Here is an 18566-nt window from a genome sequence, read left to right on the forward strand (position 1 = left end):
GATATGGCAGATCAAAAATTGCATCAGCCATCCTCGTCATGGCGCCAGGCGCCAAGCAATCGTGGCAAATCGCCAAACCGTGCAATCAGGCCGAACACAATCACCGCCACAGCCACAAACAGGACCGTCACGGACGCCATGGTCGGCGTATAGCCATATCGCAGGGAGTTGAAGATCTTGATCGGCAGGGTCTCGACCGTGAAGCCGACCGCCATATAGGCAACGATATATTCATTGAGCGACAGCACGAACGCAAAGGCCATGCCCGAAATGATATAGGGCAGGATCAAAGGCAGGATCACGGTGCGCAGAATGGTCTTGTCATCTGCGCCCATGGTGGCGGCTGCTTCGACCAGACTGTCATCAACGGCATCAAACCCGAGTGTGAGCGTGACCAGCGGCAAGGTGACAAAGAAAATGCCGTGACTGATCACCACCGTCCATGGCTGCCCATAGGCCCCGGCCGTGGTCCAGAAACTCAGGAATCCAAGCGCGGTTATGACCGGGGGTAAGATAAACGGTGCCAGTCCGAGCACCTGGACAATCCGGGCCCAGGGCGCATGAAACCGCCACAGGAACCATGCCAGCGGAAAGGCGACAATCACCGAAAGACAGGATGCCCCGATCGCCACACCGACACTGTTAAACAGGGCCTGACGCCAACCGTCATCGGTGAAAATCTGGGCATACCAGTCCAGCGAGAAACCCAGTGGCGGGAAGGACAGCGATTTCTTTTCGTTGAATGACACCCCGGCAACCACGACAAGCGGGGCCGACAGAAACAGCACAAGCGATCCAAGAAACAGACGCAGGACAAATTTGTTGATCATGCCGCGTGCTCCTTTTTGCCATAGAGCAACGAGATCGCGACAAGCGACAGACTGACCAGCACCAGAAATACCGCCATTGCCGCTGCAAATGGCATGTTGGATTGATAGATCGCCTGATCCGTGATCAAAACCGACAATGTCCAGTGGGACGGTTTGCCCAGCAATTGCGGCAACAGATAACAGCCCAGCGCAAAGACAAACACCATGATCAGGGTGGAAACGATGCTGTTGCGAAGGGCTGGCACCACAACATTGGCAAAGCTGCGAACCGGTCCGGATCCGAGAGTCCGGGCGGCTTCGACCAGGGACGGGTCAAGACGCGACAGGGCGGGATACAGCACCAGCACGGTATAGGGGAATGTCTGATAGACCATACCGGTCATGACCGCGCCGAAACCGGGCGACAAGGACATCGGTTTGTCCATGATCCCTAGCGACACCAGAAGATTGGTGATCCCGGCCGTCCGTGACAGCAAGGTCGACCAGCCAAAGCCGATCAGGACTTCTGACAGCGACAACACCGATAACAGGAACACAAGCCAGACAACCTGTGCCTGGCGGCTCATACGGGTCAGGATATAGGTAAACGGGAAGGCCAGAACGACCGAAACCACCGCCACCAGTGCTGCCAAACCAATCGAAAAGCCCAGAATTCCACCAAAGAACCCGGTCAGAAAGCGCGCATAGTTTTCAAAAACAAAGGCCGGTTCGTAAAACGCCCCCTGCACGCGCTGAAAGAATGAAACGGCAATCATGATCCCGAACGGGATCACAAAGAAAACCGTCAGCATTCCGGCCGGGAATGCGATGGTGGCGTAGTCGGCATATTTTTGCGGTTTAAGCTTCATGCGTCCCCCAACACCACACAGGCTTCCCGCGGGAAGGACACAGAAACCCGGTCACCTGCCGTAACGTCGGGGCGGTCTGACGGGGTGGTTATCGCGGTAATCTGTTGACCGGACACATCAAGATAGAATTCGATACTGGCACCAAGATCACGGATATAGGACACCGTTCCTGTCAAAATGCCCGGGGTATTTGCACAATCATCTTTTGCAAGGCGGATATTTTCCGGCCTGACTGAAATGGTCACATCCCCCGATGCCGGGACATCATCGGCCAGCAATACACCACCGGCAACGGCGATCTGGTCCGCCCCGTTGACCCGCCCGGTAATCAGGTTGGTCATGCCGATAAAGTCGGCAACAAAGGCATCCTTGGGTTTGCGATAAATTTCGACCGGCGGGGCAACCTGATGAACCTTGCCCTGGGACATTACCACCACCAGATCGGCCATGGTCATGGCTTCGCGCTGGTCATGGGTGACGACAATGGTGGTAATTCCCAGCTTTTGCTGAAGCTGTTTGAGTTCGATCTGCATGCTTTCGCGCAATTTGGCATCCAGTGCCGAAAGCGGTTCATCAAGCAGGAAAAGCTTGGGTTCAAGTGCAAGCGCACGGGCAATCGCCACGCGCTGGCGCTGCCCGCCGGACAGTTTGGCGACCGGACGGTCAGCCATATCTGGCAATTGCACCAGTTCGAGAAGACGTTTGACCGCCTTGAAACAATCGGCCTTTGATCCGCCGCGAATACGCAGCGGATAGGCGATATTTTCGCCCACCGTCAGATGCGGGAAAAGCGCCAGGTTCTGAAACACCATGCCGAAGTCACGCTGATGGGTGGGAATGCGCGTGACGTCGTTTCCTTCAAGCAAGATCCGGCCATGGGTCGGATCTTCGAGCCCGGCAATCATCCGCAGCAAGGTCGTCTTTCCACAGCCCGACGGCCCCAGAAGACACACAAATTTCCCGTTGGGGATCGTAAGGCTGGTTTCATGAACGGCGGTAAAGTCACCGAACTTCTTTTCGATGGAATCAAAGACCAGACCAGACATTGGGCATCCTGTTTATGACATTGGACAAGGCAACCAGGCAGCATGCCGTGGCCATGGTCGATGACCGGCAGGGTGATTTGCACCCCGGGCATGCTGCCTGTCTGCAAGATCAGCTGTTAAAAGCCGGACCCTGATTGGCAATTAGCCAACAATCAGTTCGGTCCATTTCTGCGACAGCCAGTCGGCGCGCTGCTGATACATGTCATAACGCGGAATGATCGGTTCGATTTCCGAGGAAACCGACGCGAATTCGGCATCGGTCAGGCCGGTTTTGGCCCGCGGAATGGTCGGGGATGTGCCGACCTTGCGCGACAGCAATGCCTGGATTTCCGGCTGGCTCATGAAATCGATAAAGACATGGGCCAGATCGAGCTTCTCAGAAGCCTTGGAAACCGCCCAGCTGCCGGAATCGTTAATGCCGCCTTCTTTGGGGAAGGTCGAACGCACCGGATAACCATCGGCCGCCGCAAGACCGGCAACATCGTGGTAATACTGACCCATCGGGATTTCACCCGATTTGAGTGCCTGTTCGAACTGGGCCTCGTCACGATACCAAAGCTGCACGTTGTCTTTGAGTTCGGCCAGCTTGTCCATGACCTTGAGAATGCCTTCTTCGGTATCAAGGATTTCCTGACCACCGAAATAGGTTTTGGCCGTGACATCCAGCAGGAAGGAGTTGGTGACAAGCGCAAGAAGACCAAGCTGGCCTTCACGTTCGGGTTTCCAAAGTTCGGCCCAGCTGGTCGGTGCTTCGCCAATCACGTCAGAGTTGGAAACAAGGGTGATGTACCAGGTAACCGCACCAACCCCGCAAACACTGCCATCATCATATTTGTTGATAAAGGCCGGGATGACGTTTGCAACATTAGGCATTTTGGCCGGATCAAGTTTCGCCCAGATGCCAGCGGCTGAACCACGCAGCATGCTGACCTGTGAAATCATCGATACGTCGGCTGGTGCCTGACCGGCGCGCGCTGCCTGTTCAAGCTGCACCAGCCATGCTTCGCCCGTCGGCTGGGCAATCGATTCGACGGCAATGCCGGTCGCCTTGGTGAATTCGGGGAAGATATGCTTGTCAAAGCTGTCTTTGAAATACCCGCCATAAGCCCCGATCTTGAGGCTTTTTTCCTGGGCTTTCAGAATGCCCGGAAAACCCGTGATCCCCGCCATCGCAACCGCAGAACCGCCAGCAATCCCTGCCAGCACGGAACGGCGGCTGATACCCTTTTTCATGTCGTCCATGTGATCCACCTCTGATAATTGGCGGGTCTTGGCCCGCCTGTGTTTTTGTTTCTTGCCACCGCCTTTTCCCAGAACAGCGATGTCGTTTGCCTAGCAGATCAAATTGCGCGACCCGAAAAAATCACGTAATGCTGAAACTTACTTTGGGATTCTTCAAAGTAAGTCACGGGGGATGTGTCGGAATGGCGATGGAACAAACCGATCTCAAGCTTTTGCGTATTTTTCTGACCATCGTTGAAGCCGGCGGATTTGCAGCCGCACAAAGTGAACTCAATCTGTCACTGTCGACCATTTCAAGTTATGTCACCGCCCTTGAAACAAGGCTTGGATTTAGTCTGTGCAAACGCGGGCGCAGCGGCTTTTCCCTGACCCGTGAAGGCCAGGTGGTATTCGAAGAAGCCCATCGCCTGTTCAAATCGGTATCGCATTATGAAACCAAGATGCGGTCGCTCCGCGACAAGCTTAATGGCACATTGACCATCGGTTTGACCGACAACACCATCACCGATCCGGGGGCGCGCCAGATTGAAAAAACCATCGCGCGTTTTGTCGAACAGGCCCCGGATGTAACATTGAATGTTGTGACCTATCCGCCCAATGATTTGCTGCGCGAAGTCGTGACCGGCGCCATTCAGGTCGGTGTCTGTGCCTTTCCCAAAACGGTTTTGGGGTTAAGCTACATCTCGCTTTATCCGGAAATGCACCGGTTTTATTGCGGGGTGGATCACCCGCTTTATCATCAGCCCGACAGTGAAATCGACATTGACGAAATCCGGCGTTTCCGGATTGTCGGGCGCAAATTCTGGCTTGGCCGCGACCTTAAGGATTTTGCGATCGCCCGCCCGCACGCCACGGTTTCGGATATGGAGGCCGAGGCACGCCTGATTCTGTCGGGTGCGTTTCTGGGCTATTTGCCCGAACATTATGCCAAACAGTTCGTCGAAGCCGGACGGATGCGCCCGATCCGCCCCGATCAGTTCTTTGTCGAGGCAATGTTTCAGGCAAGCTTTGATTCCAACAAGCAGCTTGATCCGGTTGCCGAGCTGTTTCTTGACCTTCTGATCGAAGACTTTGGCGCAAAGCGGGTGTGAATTTCAAATCACCACCTGATCGGGCAATAGCAATATCGTCCAATACGCCCTGTCTGATCTGCCCGATAGTGGAGCCTGTAAGACTTGGCTCCTCGCCCACCAGCAAACCGGAACCGCCAGTCGCCCCCAAATGAACTGGCGCATAAAACAATAGGAAATGTCGGAAATGTCACGCCCCGGACCTGCCCAAATCGGGCATTTCGACCCTGATACCATCAGACGCGGCGCGATCGCGTGCCTGCCACTTTTGCCAAGCACCATTATCTTTGGCGCGGTGCTTGGCGTTCTTGCGTCCCAGCGCGGCTTGTCGCTGGGCGAACTTTTATTCATGAGCCTGACGGTATTTGCCGGATCGGCCCAGTTCGTGTCGGTTGATCTGTGGCGCGAAACCATTCCGGCCGCCACCATCATCATCGCAACAGCGGTGATCAATATGCGCTATATCCTGATCGGTGCGTCGCTTCGCCCGGTATTTCGCAGCCGTCCGCTTTGGGTCAAGATTTGCGGCATGCATATGGTGGCCGATGAAAACTGGGCGGTGACCATGACCCAGCCAAACCTTGCCAATCCGGGCTTTCTGCTGGGTGGCGGGATCTTTCTTGGTGTGGTCTGGGCGACGGGCAATATTGCCGGTTACCTGCTGGGCGGGGGTATTCCCGACCCGGAAGTCTATGCGCTTGATTTCGCCTTTACCGCTGTGTTTGCGGCCCTGACCATCGGCATGTGGAAGGGCAAGGTTGACCTTTTACCGTGGGTGGCCGCCGCAATCGGATCGATCATCGGGCATTATACCCTGCCCGGCACCTGGTCGATCCTGGCCGGCGCGGGGGCCGGTGTTGTCACCGCGGCCCTGACATGGCGCCCGGATATGGATGATGACAGCCTTAAGGCCGAATTTGCCGTGGAAGGCCGTGATGCCTATGGCGCGCCAGAGGGCACTGACACCACAGGCACACTCAGCCCGGAGGCCAGCAAATGACCCAGTTCCCTGATCTGACGACTTTCAGCCTTGAAGCCGTTTTGACCATCCTTGGCATGGCGGCTGTAACATATGGCATGCGTCTGGGCGGGCTTTTGATGGCCGATCGGTTGCCGCAACATGGCCGCTGGGCGCATGTGCTCGAACGTCTTCCCGGTGCGGTTCTGATTTCGGTCTGGGTGCCCAGTGCGCTTTCGGCCGGGGCCATCGGCATTGCCGGTGCGGCAGCCACTGTCATTACCATGGCGCTTGCGCGCAACCTGTTTGCGGCCATGGCCGTGGGGATGGTTCTGGTGGCGGTCGGGCGGTATTTTATCGGCACGTAGGCAACAGCGTCATTCCAATAAAAAAGCCGCCCGACGATGGGCGGCTTTTTGCATTTGGCAGGAATGCCTGTATCAGGCAGCAACCATATTTTGTTCGCGGGTGGACTCGAACTTAAGGTTCGGCCAATCGCGTTGCGTGGTTTCAAGGTGCCAGGCGTTACGCGCGATAAAGACCAGTGTGTCGTCATGGTCTTCAAACAGTGCCGACTGGTTTGAATCGCGGAACTTCTTGATCTCAAGCGGATCATCGCCCATGACCCAGCGCGCCGCATAGGCCGGGGTCTGTTCGAAATGGACCTTGATGCCATATTCAGCCGCGATGCGTTCCTTGAGAACTTCGAACTGAAGCTGCCCGACCACACCGACGATCCAGTCCGCCCCCATCATCGGTTTAAAGACCTGGGATGCGCCTTCTTCGGCAAGCTGTTCAAGGGCACGCTGAAGGTGCTTGCCCTTAAGCGGGTCATCAAGACGGACTTTCTGCAGCAATTCCGGGGCAAAGGCCGGAACACCGCGGAAGCGAAGGTCTTCACCCTCGGTCAGGGTATCACCGATACGCAGCGTGCCGTGGTTCGGAATGCCGATAATGTCGCCCGGCCATGCTTCTTCGGCAATGTCACGTTCATTGGCAAAGAACAGCATCGGGTTATGCACCGCCATCTGTTTGCCAGCACGGACGTGCTTAAGCTTCATGCCGCGTTTGAAATGGCCCGAACACAGACGGATGAATGCAATACGGTCGCGGTGGTTCGGGTCAATGTTTGCCTGAACCTTGAATACAAAGCCTGCGACCTTGGGTTCGACTGCTTCGACCAGACGGGTTGCGGCTTCTTGCGGGCGCGGGGTTGGGGCGATATCGCCAATGCCGCGCAACAATTCACGCACGCCAAAGTTATTGACAGCCGACCCGAAGAAGACCGGGGTCAGATGCCCTTCGCGATAGCTTTGCAAATCAAATGGCGGGCAGATTTCGCGCACCATTTCGACTTCTTCGCGCAGCTTTTCCAGAAGATAATCCGGGATCAGCTCATCAAGCTTCGGATCGTCAAGGCCTTTGATCGGGATGGCTTCCTTGACGACATTGCCGCCTTTTTCCATGAACAGAAGCTGATCATTGACCACATCGTAACAACCATGGAAATCACGGCCCGACCCGATCGGCCATGTTACCGGCGACACATCAAGGGCCAGGTCCTGTTCGATCTGATCAATCAGTTCGAACGGATCGCGGGATTCACGGTCAAGCTTGTTGACAAACGTCGTGATCGGCACGTCACGCAGACGGCAGACTTCAAACAGTTTGCGGGTCTGGGCCTCGATACCCTTGGCACCGTCAATCACCATGACGGCGGAATCAACCGCGGTCAGCACGCGATAGGTATCTTCGGAAAAGTCTTCGTGGCCCGGCGTATCAAGCAGGTTGAAGATGTTCTTTTCAAACTCGAAGGTCATCACAGCCGAAGACACGGAAATACCGCGGTCCTGTTCGATCTTCATGAAGTCCGAACGTGCGCCGCGCTGCTCCTTTTTTGCCTTCACCGCACCGGCCATCTGAATGGCACCCCCGAACAGCAGCAGCTTTTCGGTCAGGGTCGTTTTACCCGCATCCGGGTGGGCAATGATGGCGAAGGTACGGCGACGCGATACCTGCTGGTCAATCATCGACATGGTTATCAACTTTAATCCGATATGAATTTCTTGGCGCGCAATGTAGCGATTTTTACGCCCAATGCCACCGTGAAATCGTCATATCGGGCATGTAGGGCTGCAATCAGCCCAGCCAAATCTGCGAAATCACCCCGATTGCGAACGATCCGACCAGCGCATAGGCCAGATACAGGACAAAGACGGGCTTTTTCACCAAGGCAAACACCGCAATTGCCGCCGGAACTGACGACACCCCGCCCGCGACCAGAAACGCCATCGCCGCCCCCGATTGCATGCCCTGGGCAATCAGGCCCTGCATCACCGGAAGGGCGGCATAACCGTTCAAATAGGCCGGAACACCAACAAGGGTGGCAATGGCAATCGGACCAACGCCATCCCCGCCAAGCAGGCCGCTGACACTTTCGGCCGGAACATAGGCCACCATCATGCTTTCGAGCAAAAAGGCAAAAGCCATCCATTTGCCAAGGAAGATCATGTTTGAAAGCGCCGCTTTGCGGAACCTGGTAACCCGGTCGCCATCCTGCCAGAATTTCCAGACGACTTCCTTGGGCGCGCGCACCTTGGCCCCGCCGCATCCGCCATTGCCAACCCCGTCGCGCAGCGGATCAGACAGGAACCCGCGCCCCACCAGCCACATGGTGACGAACCCGCCCATCAGACCAAGCGCGATGGCGGCAATCATTTTGATCACCGCAAAATCGGTTCCCAAGGTGCCCGCCGTCAAAACAAACATCGCCGGATCAATCACCGGCGATGCCAGCCAGAATGCCATAACCGGGGCAAGCGGAACCCCCATGGCCAGCAGGGCGGCAATCAGCGGAATAACCCCGCAGGAACAGAACGGTGACAAGGCCCCGAATGCGGCTGCGGTAAAGACCATGCGCACCGGATGCCCGGCAAAGGCCCGCGAGATCAGGTTATCCGCCCCGCTTGCCGTGGCATAGGCAGCAATCGCAATCGACAGCAACAAATAGGGCGCGGTTCCCATAAAGGCATCAAGGGTGAATTCAATGCTTGGCACCAGTTGCGCAGGATCGAACAGATAGACCGCCAGCAAAATCGCCAGTCCCGCCAACAGAACGCGGTCAAAATGACGGGCTGAAACGCCGATACGGCGGAGTTGCAATGTCAGGGCAGTCATATCCATATCCCTAGAAAATTAGTTATATTATCCCAAACAAAAGACCCGCTTATGCAAGGGCCTTGGAATCCTTGTTACTTGTGGCATCGGTTTCGGTTGTAGAACCGCCTGATGACAAGGGTGAAAGATCAACACCGCTGCAACATTCATCGGCAATGAAGCCGACGATATTTTGCATCACGTCAAAATCCGCCCGGTTGCGGGTTTCACGGCCCTGTTTTTCCTGGGTGACAAGACCGGCCTGAACCAGCGTGCCAAGATGATGCGCCAGGGTCGATGCCGGCAATCCAAGCAAACGGCCAATATCACCAATATTCAACCCATCGCGTCCGGCCTTGACCAGTTGGCGATAGATTTTCAATCGGGCTTCGTGACCCAGTGCAGCAAAGGCAGGTGCAATGTCTTTTTCTTTCATGTCGCAATCATAACTATATTTCTAGTTATTTAAACATATTTTTGTGCTGTGAATAAGGTATTGATACTAAATCATAAAAATCGACTTTTGGCCTGAAACAGCATCGTGACACGCAATTGTCACTTGCCAAGCGATCGATATGTCGATAATTCCAGACATATGGACACAAACAACGCAATTACCGCTCTGGCCGCATTGGCGCAGGAACACAGACTGGCTGCTTTTCGCTTGCTGGCCGCGACCGGGGAAACCGGCATGGCCGCCGGGGAACTGGCACGCCAGATCGGCATCCCGCACAACACAATGTCATCGCATCTGGCGACATTGAGCAATGCGGGACTGATCACCGCCACGCGCGATGGCCGATCCATGATTTATCGCATTGTACCCGCCGCCATGCGGGCATTGCTGGGATTTCTGACCGATGATTGCTGTCAGGGGCGCCCGGAGCTTTGCGGGCTGGCACCGGTAACGGCACCAAAGACAGAATGCTGTTAATTCAATCTGCCTTTCAGGGGACGAACACATGTCTGGTGGAACCTATAACGTGCTTTTTTTGTGCCGGGCCAATTCAGCGCGCAGCATCCTGGCCGAAGCCATCCTGAAAAAGGAAGGTCACGATCATTTCTTTGGCTTTAGCGCCGGGTCCTACCCACGGGGCGAAATTCACCCCTATGCGCAGGAGCTTCTGAGCAGCCTTGGGCACGATATCAGCAGCTTTTCCTCAAAGGCGATGGAGGTCTATTCCGAACAGGACGAGATCAAATTTGATTTCGTTTTCACCGTTTGCGACGCCACCGCCAATGAAGATTGCCCGATCTTCCCCGGATCCCCGATGACCGCCCATTGGGGTGTGCCCGACCCGGCCGCGGTTACCGGCAGCGACGCCGAAAAACGGCTGGCCTTTGCCGATACCTATCGGATGCTGCGCAACCGGATTTCGATTTTCACAAGCCTGCCTTTTGCATCGCTTGATCGCCTGTCGCTGCAAAAGGAAATCGACAGGATCGGCCATATTTCAGATCGCGAGGATGCATGACACAGAAAAAGGAGACCGCCGCCATGGGATTGTTTGAACGCTACCTTACGGTCTGGGTTGCGGTCAGCATCGTGGCCGGCATTGTGCTTGGCGAACTGTTTCCGGCCCTGTTTCAGGCGATCGGCAATCTGACGGCCTATGAGATCAATTTGCCGGTGACGGTTCTGATCTGGTTGATGATCGTGCCGATGCTGATGAAGGTCGATTTTGGCGCCCTGCACGAAGTCGGTCGGCAATGGCGCGGCATTGGCGTGACGCTTGGCGTGAACTGGCTGATCAAGCCGTTCACCATGGCAGCCCTTGGCTGGCTGTTTATCGGGTTTCTGTTTCGCCCGCTTTTGCCCGAGGCCCAGATTGAAAGCTATATCGCAGGCCTGATCCTTTTGGGGGCAGCACCGTGCACGGCGATGGTGTTTGTCTGGTCGCATCTGACCAAGGGGGATGCCAATTTCACCCTGACGCAGGTGGCCCTTAACGACACCATCATGATTTTCGCCTTTGCCCCGATTGTTGCGCTGTTGCTTGGTATTTCGGCGATTTCCATTCCGTGGGAAACCCTGACCATTTCGGTCGTCGCCTTTATCGTCATTCCGGTGATTGCCGGTCAGGTGATCCGAAGTCGGGTAATGAAGGGCGGCATTGATCATTTCAATGCATTTGATGCCCGGCTCAAACCGGTTTCGATGATTGCGCTACTGACAACACTGGTCTTGCTGTTTGCCTTTCAGGGGCAACAGATCATTGCCCAGCCGATCATCATCGCGCTTCTCGCCGTGCCGATCATTTTGCAGACCTATTTCATTGCCGCCATCGCCTATGCCGCCAACAAGTTTCTGGGGGTGGAGCACAGGATTGCCGCCCCGTCGGCGATGATCGGTGCATCAAACTTCTTTGAACTGGCCGTCGCCACCGCCATTGGCCTGTTCGGCTTTTCATCGGGTGCGGCATTGGCGACCGTGGTCGGTGTTCTGGTCGAAGTGCCAGTGATGTTGTCGCTGGTTGCCATTGCCAACCGGTCACGTGGCTGGTTCGCATCAAACACCGCCCCGCAAAACAAGTAATCCACGCATTCAGGTTATCGAGATGAGCAAGAAAATACGCATCGGCATCAACGGTTTCGGCCGCATGGGGCGGCTGGTTTTACGGGCGGGCTGGGGCCACCCGAACCTTGAATTTGTTCATATCAATGAAATCCGGGGCGGGGCCAAAACCGCGGCCCATCTTCTGGAATTTGATTCGGTTCATGGCCGCTGGCCCAACCGGGTTGATTGCATCGACGATCAGGTGGTGATTGATCAGACCCACAAGATTTCGTTTTCCGAAAACGCCACACCGGCCGACACCGACTGGACCGGCATGGGGTGCGACATCGTTCTGGAATGCACCGGCAAATTCAAAACGCCCGAAACGCTTCAGCCCTATTTTGATCAGGGTGTGAAAAAGGTCATTGTCGCAGCCCCGGTCAAGGAAGGTGCGCTTAATATCGTCTATGGCGTCAATGATGATCTTTACGATCCGGCGACACATCATCTTTTGACCGCGGCAAGCTGCACCACCAATTGTCTGGCCCCGGTGGTCAAGGTCATGCATGAACAACTTGGCATCAAGCATGGTTCGATCACCACCATCCATGATGTGACCAACACCCAGACGATTGTCGATCTTCCGCATAATGACCTGCGCCGGGCGCGGTCGTGCCTGCAATCATTGATCCCGACCAGCACCGGCTCCGCCACCGCGATCACGATGATTTATCCGGAATTGGCGGGCAAATTGAACGGGATTGCCGTGCGTGTGCCGCTTCTTAACGCATCGCTGACCGATTGCGTGTTTGAAGTGGCACGCGATACCGATGTTGAAACGGTCAATCGCCTGATGCGCGAGGCATCGGAAACCTATCTTGCCGGTATTCTGGGCTATGAAGACCGCCCGCTGGTCAGTGTTGATTACCTTAATGACAGCCGGTCTTCGATCATTGATGCCGGATCGACAATGGTGATCGACAAGCGACAGGTCAAAATACTGGCCTGGTATGACAATGAATGGGGCTATGTCTGTCGTATGGCGGATCTGGCTGCCAAAGTCGCGCAATCGCTTTAGGAATGCCGATCATGTCATCTGCCATTCGCAATTATGCACTTGTGACCGGGGCCTATTGGGGCTTTACCCTGACTGACGGGGCGTTGCGGATGCTGGTGCTGTTGCATTTCCATGCCCTTGGCTATTCGGCATTTGAAATTGCCCTTCTGTTCATCCTCTATGAAGTGGCGGGGATTGTAACCAATCTGGTTGGCGGATGGCTGGCACAAACACGCGGGCTGCGCTTTACCCTTTATAGCGGATTGATCCTTCAGATCGCATCGCTTGCCGCGCTTTCGCAAACACAGGCCGATTGGGCACCGGCCATTTCGGTTATCTATGTCATGGGACTTCAGGCCGCATCGGGTGTGGCCAAGGATCTGACCAAGATGTCGAGCAAATCGGCAATCAAGGTTCTGGTGCCTGCCGATGCCGGGGGTGCGCTTTTCAAATGGGTTGCCCTTTTGACCGGGTCGAAAAACGCCCTTAAAGGCGTCGGCTTTTTCATGGGCGGTGCGCTTTTGTCCTGGCTTGGATTTTCCGGGGCGTTGCTTGCCATGGCAGTCGGTCTTGCCATCACACTGATCGCGGTTGCACTGTCACTGGGCAATGCGATGTCCGGACCGTCAGAAAAGATCAAACCCAAATTCCGTGACGTCTTTTCGCGTGACCGCAAGATCAATGTCCTGTCGGCGGCACGGCTTTTCCTGTTCGGGTCGCGTGATATCTGGTTTGTGGTCGGCCTGCCGGTGTTTTTGGCGGCCGAACTGGGCTGGAACCATATCGAGGTTGGCACCTATATGGCGCTTTGGGTGATCGGATACGGCTTCATTCAGGCCTTCGCGCCCAAAATGCTGCGGGCCGGATCACACGAACCCGATGGCCGCACCGCCCGGTTCTGGATCGCAGCCCTGATCGCGGTGACCACTGCCATTGCCGCTGCCGTCACACAGGGGATTGCGCCGCAACTTGCAGTTCTGGGCGGGCTTTTGGTGTTCGGCATTGTCTTTGCCGTGAACTCGTCGCTGCATTCCTATTTGATCCTTGCCTATGCCGATGGCGACAAGGTCGCGATGAATGTCGGGTTTTATTACATGTCCAATGCCATCGGGCGGCTTTGCGGGACCATTCTGTCTGGCGTTGCCTATTCCTATGGCGGGCTGGTCGGATGCCTTGTGACGTCGATCGCGTTTTTGACCATCAGCTGGATCATCAGTGCCGCCCTTCCGGCAAGAAGCGCCGTCACACCGCAGAGTTGAACAAAAAAGTTCTTTCGCAGATGCGGGATAAATGACTGAAAAGACTCACAATCCGGATTCACGAAAATTTCATCGTGCAAAAAACCGTGACAAGACACTGCATATAGGGGTACGATTCCAATCAACGGTCAATCACTGGACCGCAGGAGGGGTTCCCGAGTGCCGCGAAAAAGCGTCTTACAACGAGAATTTTCGCCCCCCGGATCGCACATGCAACATGTTGTGACCGGCGGAAACTCCTACCGCCACTTCCATCGCAAGATGAAAATTGAATGCGCGCCTTTCCATGACGGAATGGCGCGTTTTGCTTTTTTGGCACATTTGATGAGGTGATCGTCATGGGTAAGCGCGCAGCACGCCGTCGTAACCGTCCGCAACAGTCCGACAACAATGTCCATGAACTGTTTGATGAAAAGAACGCTGACTGGCACCCGCTTCAGGGGGAAGTCGCAGAACAGAAAGGACAACGCGATCAAAGCTACCGCCGCAACATCCGCCCGAAAAGTGAAAACCAGGCCGCATTGATGGAGGCCATTGATGCCTTCAACCTGGTCCTTGCCCTTGGTCCGGCAGGCACCGGTAAAACCTATATCGCGGTTTCCAAAGCGGTCGAAGCCCTTGATAAGGGTGATATCGGCCGTATCGTTCTGGCCCGCCCGGCTGTTGAAGCCGGGGAAAATATCGGCTTCCTGCCCGGCGATGTCGAAGCCAAGATGGCACCTTATCTTCGCCCGCTTTATGACGCGCTTAATGATCGCCTTGGCACCAAGCGCCTGCGCACATACCTTTCGGACGGCACGATTGAGATTGCCCCGATCGGCTATATGCGTGGCCGTACTCTGAACAATGCCTTCGTCGTCATCGACGAAGCCCAGAACTGCACATACGGGCAGCTCAAGATGCTGGTGACCCGTCTGGGCTGGAATTCCACCATGATCCTGACCGGCGATCCGGATCAGACCGACCTTCTGCCGGAAATGTCGGGTCTTTCGGAAATGTCGGAACGACTTGAAAATGTCGAAGATGTCGCCTGTGTCCAGCTGCGCGACAAGGACATTGTCCGCCATCCGCTGGTTGCATGCATGCTTACGGTTCTCTGATTTCGGTCATCAAGTTCCGACACAGCAAACCAAAGAAGAAAAAAGGACGGGCCCCGAAAGGGCCCGTCACTTTTTTTGGATCTGCTTATATAGACTGATAATTCTTGGCTTCGCGCCCGATCACCGGGATCGGTAAAACCTGTCAAGAAAACATATATATTGACGAAATTTTCAATCCGAACCCAATATATAGACATCACGGTCCTTCTTACCGAACCATATCGGTTTGAAGGCTAAGAGGGAATTCGGTGCGTTTTGCATATGCACGACAATGCCGAAGCTGCCCCCGCAACTGTAAGCGGCTAGCTTTAATCCAACCATGGTCACTGAAATGCTTGGCATTTCGGGAAGGCCGGATGAAGCATCGATCCGCAAGCCAGGAGACCTGCCGTGAGCGAACGTAAACATTCACGGGCGGGGTGTCCCGGTGGAGTGCTTGTGATCTGACTGGCAGACCGCCAATCATCCCTGCATACCTCCGTTTGGCCTTTGCCCCCATATGATTGGGGCTTACGATGTCAGAAACAGTCGAGTTGGAACGGCCAGCCGTTTCCGATCCTTCATCAAATTCACACACCATCTATCAGGTGATCCGTCGCAACGGATCGGTCACGGCCTTTGATGCAACCAAAATCAAAACAGCCCTGACCAAGGCATTTCTTGCCGCCGAGGGCGAAACCGCGTCGGGATCACGTCGGGTACATGACATTGTCGATGGATTGGCCGATCAGGTTACCACGACCTTGTTAAAGCGGGCCGCGCCGGGCCATACCCTTCAGATCGAAGATATACAGGATCAGGTCGAGCTGGCCCTGATGCGCAGCGAACATCACAAGGTTGCGCGCGCCTATGTCCTGTATCGTGAAGACCGTGCGCGCGAACGCGCCAAGCTTGATGCACGCAAGAAAAGCAAAAAGGCCGGGCAGCCCGATCTTCATATCACCCTGCCCGACGGCAGCAAAAGGTTGCTTGATATTGACCGGTTGGCGACCGTGATTGCCGAGGCCTGTGGCGACCTTGATGGCGTCAGCACAGCACCGATCATGGAAGAAACCAGAAAGAACCTTTATGACGGTGTCACCACCGGGGAATTGGCACTTGCCCCGATCATGGCAGCCCGAACACTGGTAGAGCGCGAACCGAATTACGCCTTTGTCAACGCACGCCTGTTACTTGACAAGCTTCGGACAGAAGCCCTGAGCTTTGTCTTCGACCAGCCCGAACAAGCCACCCAGGCCGAGATGGGCGCACGATACGCGACCTATTTCCCCGCCGCGATCACGGCTGGCATCAAGTCCGGCCTGATTGATCCGGAATTGTCAAAGTTTGACCTGAAAAAAATCGCGGCGGCGATCAAGCCGGAACGTGATCTGAATTTCCAGTATCTTGGACTTCAGACGCTTTATGACCGTTACTTCCTGCATGTCAAAGGGTCGCGGTTTGAACTGCCACAGGCCTTTTTCATGCGGGTTGCCATGGGTCTTGCCATCCGTGAGATCGACCGCGAAGCCAAGGCAATCGAATTTTATGATCAGCTTTCGACCTTTGTCTTCATGGCATCGACCCCGACCCTGTTCAATGCCGGGACATGCCGCCCGCAATTGTCATCCTGCTTCCTGACCACCGTGCCCGATGACCTTGATGGCATTTTCAAATCGGTCAAGGACAACGCGCTTTTGGCCAAATATTCCGGCGGTCTTGGCAATGACTGGACCCCGGTGCGTGGTCTTGGCGCGCATATCAAGGGTACAAATGGCCAAAGCCAGGGGGTCGTTCCGTTTCTGAAAGTCGCCAATGACACCGCGATTGCGGTTAATCAGGGTGGCAAGCGCAAGGGGGCTGTTTGTGCCTATCTCGAAACATGGCACATCGATATCGAAGAGTTCCTTGATCTGCGCAAGAACACGGGCGACGACCGCCGTCGCACGCATGATATGAACACGGCCAACTGGGTGCCGGACCTGTTCATGGAACGGGTGATGGCAGATGCGCCATGGACCCTGTTTTCGCCCGATGACACGCCGGACTTGCATGATCTTTATGGTGCGAAATTCAAGACCGCGTATGAGGCATATGAAGCCAAGGCCAATAGCGGCCAAATCACGAATTTCAAAACCGTGCGCGCGGTGGATCTTTGGCGGCGCATGTTGACCATGCTGTTTGAAACCGGTCATCCATGGATCACCTTCAAGGACCCGTGCAATATCCGATCCCCGCAACAGCATCGTGGCGTGGTGCATTCGTCAAACCTGTGCACGGAAATTACGCTCAATACATCTGCTGACGAGGTCGCGGTTTGTAACCTTGGTTCGATCAATCTTCTGGCCCATGTCACCGAAGACGGCCTTGATCACGACAAGCTGGCACAAACGGTCGAAATCGCGATGCGGATGCTTGATAACGTGATCGACATCAACTTCTACACCATCCCGGAGGCACGCTATTCCAACCTGCGCCATCGTCCGGTCGGCCTTGGCCTGATGGGTTTTCAAGATGCGTTACAGAAACTGAAAATCGCCTATGCCTCGTCAGAGGCCATCGCATTTGCCGATGAAAGCATGGAAGCCATTTCCTTCCACGCCATTTCCGCATCTGTTGACCTGGCGGCCGAGCGCGGCCGGTATGAAAGCTTTGACGGATCACTGTGGTCAAAGGGCATCCTGCCAATTGACTCGCTTGACCTGCTTGCCGACGTTCGTTCGGAATTCACTGTTGACCGAAGCCATCGCCTTGACTGGGATGGTCTGCGCGAACGGGTCAAAACCACTGGAATGCGCAATTCCAACACCATGGCGATTGCCCCGACTGCGACGATTTCCAACATCTGCGGCGTCAGTCAATCGATTGAACCGGCATATCGCAACCTGTTTGTGAAATCGAACATGTCGGGTGACTTCACGGTGGTCAATGCCGCCCTTGTCCATGACCTGAAAGAACGTGGTCTTTGGGACGAGGTGATGATCTCCGACCTGAAATATTATGATGGCAGTATCGGGCAGATTGATCGCATTCCCGATGATCTGAAGGCACTTTATGCGACCGCGTTTGAACTTGATTCTTCCTGGTTGATCGAGGCGGCATCACGGCGTCAAAAGTGGCTTGATCAGGCACAATCGCTGAACCTTTATATCGCCAATCCGTCTGGCAAGAAGCTGGATGATCTGTATCGTCTGGCGTGGTTACGCGGGCTTAAAACCACCTATTACCTGCGATCAAGTGCTGCAACCCATGTCGAGAAATCGACACTTAAGGGCACCGATGGTCGCCTGAATGCGGTGGTGAATGCCCCGCAAGCAGCAAGCCCTGCCCCATCGCCTTCGCCTGTTACCGCACCTGCACCAGCACCAGCACCAGCGCCCGCAGTCAGCAATCGTCCATCCGCCGTCATTGATGCGAGCGCCGCATCCGATGCGATTACCGGCGGGGACGTCTGGGGCAAGGCATGTTCCCTTGACGACCCTGATTGCGAAGCCTGCCAGTAAACAGAAACCGGAAGAAGAACC

The 18566-nt window shown here is 55.3% G+C and carries 17 protein-coding genes and 1 riboswitch; of the genes, 10 read left to right on the forward strand and 7 right to left on the reverse strand.

All coding sequences use genetic code 11. The features are described 5' to 3' along the window. Positions 1–23 precede the first annotated feature (23 nt). The 4 genes from M9H61_RS11555 to M9H61_RS11570 all read right to left on the reverse strand — a co-directional run bounded on the left by M9H61_RS11555 (position 24) and on the right by M9H61_RS11570 (position 3966). Complete coding sequence (locus tag M9H61_RS11555) at positions 24–830, reverse strand: ABC transporter permease (protein WP_250280526.1); 807 nt, start codon at positions 828–830, stop codon at positions 24–26. Beyond that, positions 827–1678: an ABC transporter permease gene (locus M9H61_RS11560; RefSeq protein WP_068519882.1), complete on the reverse strand. Its 852-nt coding sequence runs from the start codon at positions 1676–1678 to the stop codon at positions 827–829. The genes M9H61_RS11555 and M9H61_RS11560 overlap by 4 nt, the downstream gene beginning before the upstream one ends. Then, on the reverse strand, positions 1675–2724 hold the full coding sequence (locus tag M9H61_RS11565; RefSeq protein WP_250280528.1) for an ABC transporter ATP-binding protein: 1050 nt from the start codon (positions 2722–2724) through the stop codon (positions 1675–1677). The genes M9H61_RS11560 and M9H61_RS11565 overlap by 4 nt, the downstream gene beginning before the upstream one ends. A 141-nt stretch (positions 2725–2865) precedes the next feature. Next, positions 2866–3966 (reverse strand): PotD/PotF family extracellular solute-binding protein, encoded by a 1101-nt coding sequence (locus M9H61_RS11570; RefSeq protein ID WP_101247269.1) that lies wholly within the window; start codon positions 3964–3966, stop codon positions 2866–2868. A gap of 182 nt (positions 3967–4148) precedes the next feature. Here M9H61_RS11570 and M9H61_RS11575 point away from each other — a divergent pair, with 182 nt between their 5' ends. From M9H61_RS11575 to M9H61_RS11585, 3 genes are all read left to right on the forward strand, one after another. Further along, complete coding sequence (locus M9H61_RS11575) at positions 4149–5057, forward strand: LysR family transcriptional regulator (protein ID WP_068519885.1); 909 nt, start codon at positions 4149–4151, stop codon at positions 5055–5057. Positions 5058–5223: 166 nt separating this feature from the next. Next, positions 5224–6036: an AzlC family ABC transporter permease gene (locus M9H61_RS11580; RefSeq protein WP_250280531.1), complete on the forward strand. Its 813-nt coding sequence runs from the start codon at positions 5224–5226 to the stop codon at positions 6034–6036. After that, positions 6033–6362: an AzlD family protein gene (locus tag M9H61_RS11585; RefSeq protein ID WP_250280533.1), complete on the forward strand. Its 330-nt coding sequence runs from the start codon at positions 6033–6035 to the stop codon at positions 6360–6362. The genes M9H61_RS11580 and M9H61_RS11585 overlap by 4 nt, the downstream gene beginning before the upstream one ends. Positions 6363–6434: 72 nt before the next feature. Here M9H61_RS11585 and M9H61_RS11590 read toward each other — a convergent pair whose 3' ends face one another. From M9H61_RS11590 to M9H61_RS11600, 3 genes are all read right to left on the reverse strand, one after another. Beyond that, positions 6435–8030, reverse strand: a complete 1596-nt coding sequence (locus tag M9H61_RS11590; RefSeq protein ID WP_068519888.1) for a peptide chain release factor 3 — start codon at positions 8028–8030, stop codon at positions 6435–6437. Positions 8031–8133: 103 nt separating this feature from the next. Continuing rightward, positions 8134–9171 carry a permease gene (locus M9H61_RS11595; RefSeq protein ID WP_250280535.1) on the reverse strand — a complete coding sequence of 346 codons (1038 nt, stop codon included), beginning with the start codon at positions 9169–9171 and terminating at the stop codon, positions 8134–8136. A gap of 49 nt (positions 9172–9220) precedes the next feature. After that, positions 9221–9586, reverse strand: a complete 366-nt coding sequence (locus tag M9H61_RS11600; protein ID WP_068519889.1) for a helix-turn-helix transcriptional regulator — start codon at positions 9584–9586, stop codon at positions 9221–9223. A gap of 159 nt (positions 9587–9745) precedes the next feature. Here M9H61_RS11600 and M9H61_RS11605 point away from each other — a divergent pair, with 159 nt between their 5' ends. From M9H61_RS11605 to M9H61_RS11635, 7 genes are all read left to right on the forward strand, one after another. Continuing rightward, complete coding sequence (locus tag M9H61_RS11605) at positions 9746–10084, forward strand: helix-turn-helix transcriptional regulator (RefSeq protein WP_068519890.1); 339 nt, start codon at positions 9746–9748, stop codon at positions 10082–10084. Positions 10085–10112: 28 nt separating this feature from the next. Next, positions 10113–10625: an arsenate reductase ArsC gene (locus M9H61_RS11610; protein WP_250280537.1), complete on the forward strand. Its 513-nt coding sequence runs from the start codon at positions 10113–10115 to the stop codon at positions 10623–10625. Positions 10626–10648: 23 nt separating this feature from the next. Beyond that, positions 10649–11686 carry an ACR3 family arsenite efflux transporter gene (arsB, locus tag M9H61_RS11615; RefSeq protein WP_305879855.1) on the forward strand — a complete coding sequence of 346 codons (1038 nt, stop codon included), beginning with the start codon at positions 10649–10651 and terminating at the stop codon, positions 11684–11686. A 22-nt stretch (positions 11687–11708) separates the two neighbouring features. Beyond that, on the forward strand, positions 11709–12725 hold the full coding sequence (locus M9H61_RS11620; RefSeq protein ID WP_250280541.1) for an ArsJ-associated glyceraldehyde-3-phosphate dehydrogenase: 1017 nt from the start codon (positions 11709–11711) through the stop codon (positions 12723–12725). Between the two features lie 11 nt (positions 12726–12736). Beyond that, a complete protein-coding gene (gene arsJ / locus M9H61_RS11625; RefSeq protein ID WP_250280543.1) occupies positions 12737–13963 on the forward strand; it encodes an organoarsenical effux MFS transporter ArsJ in 1227 nt (408 codons plus the stop codon). A 338-nt stretch (positions 13964–14301) separates the two neighbouring features. Further along, positions 14302–15063 (forward strand): PhoH family protein, encoded by a 762-nt coding sequence (locus tag M9H61_RS11630; protein WP_250280544.1) that lies wholly within the window; start codon positions 14302–14304, stop codon positions 15061–15063. A gap of 182 nt (positions 15064–15245) precedes the next feature. After that, positions 15246–15471: riboswitch (cobalamin riboswitch) on the forward strand. A gap of 107 nt (positions 15472–15578) precedes the next feature. Then, positions 15579–18545 carry a ribonucleoside-diphosphate reductase subunit alpha gene (locus M9H61_RS11635; RefSeq protein ID WP_250280546.1) on the forward strand — a complete coding sequence of 989 codons (2967 nt, stop codon included), beginning with the start codon at positions 15579–15581 and terminating at the stop codon, positions 18543–18545. The last annotated feature ends 21 nt before the right edge of the window (positions 18546–18566 follow it).

The organism is Thalassospira sp. GO-4, assembly GCF_023588965.1.
In the GTDB taxonomy this organism is placed as follows: domain Bacteria; phylum Pseudomonadota; class Alphaproteobacteria; order Rhodospirillales; family Thalassospiraceae; genus Thalassospira; species Thalassospira povalilytica.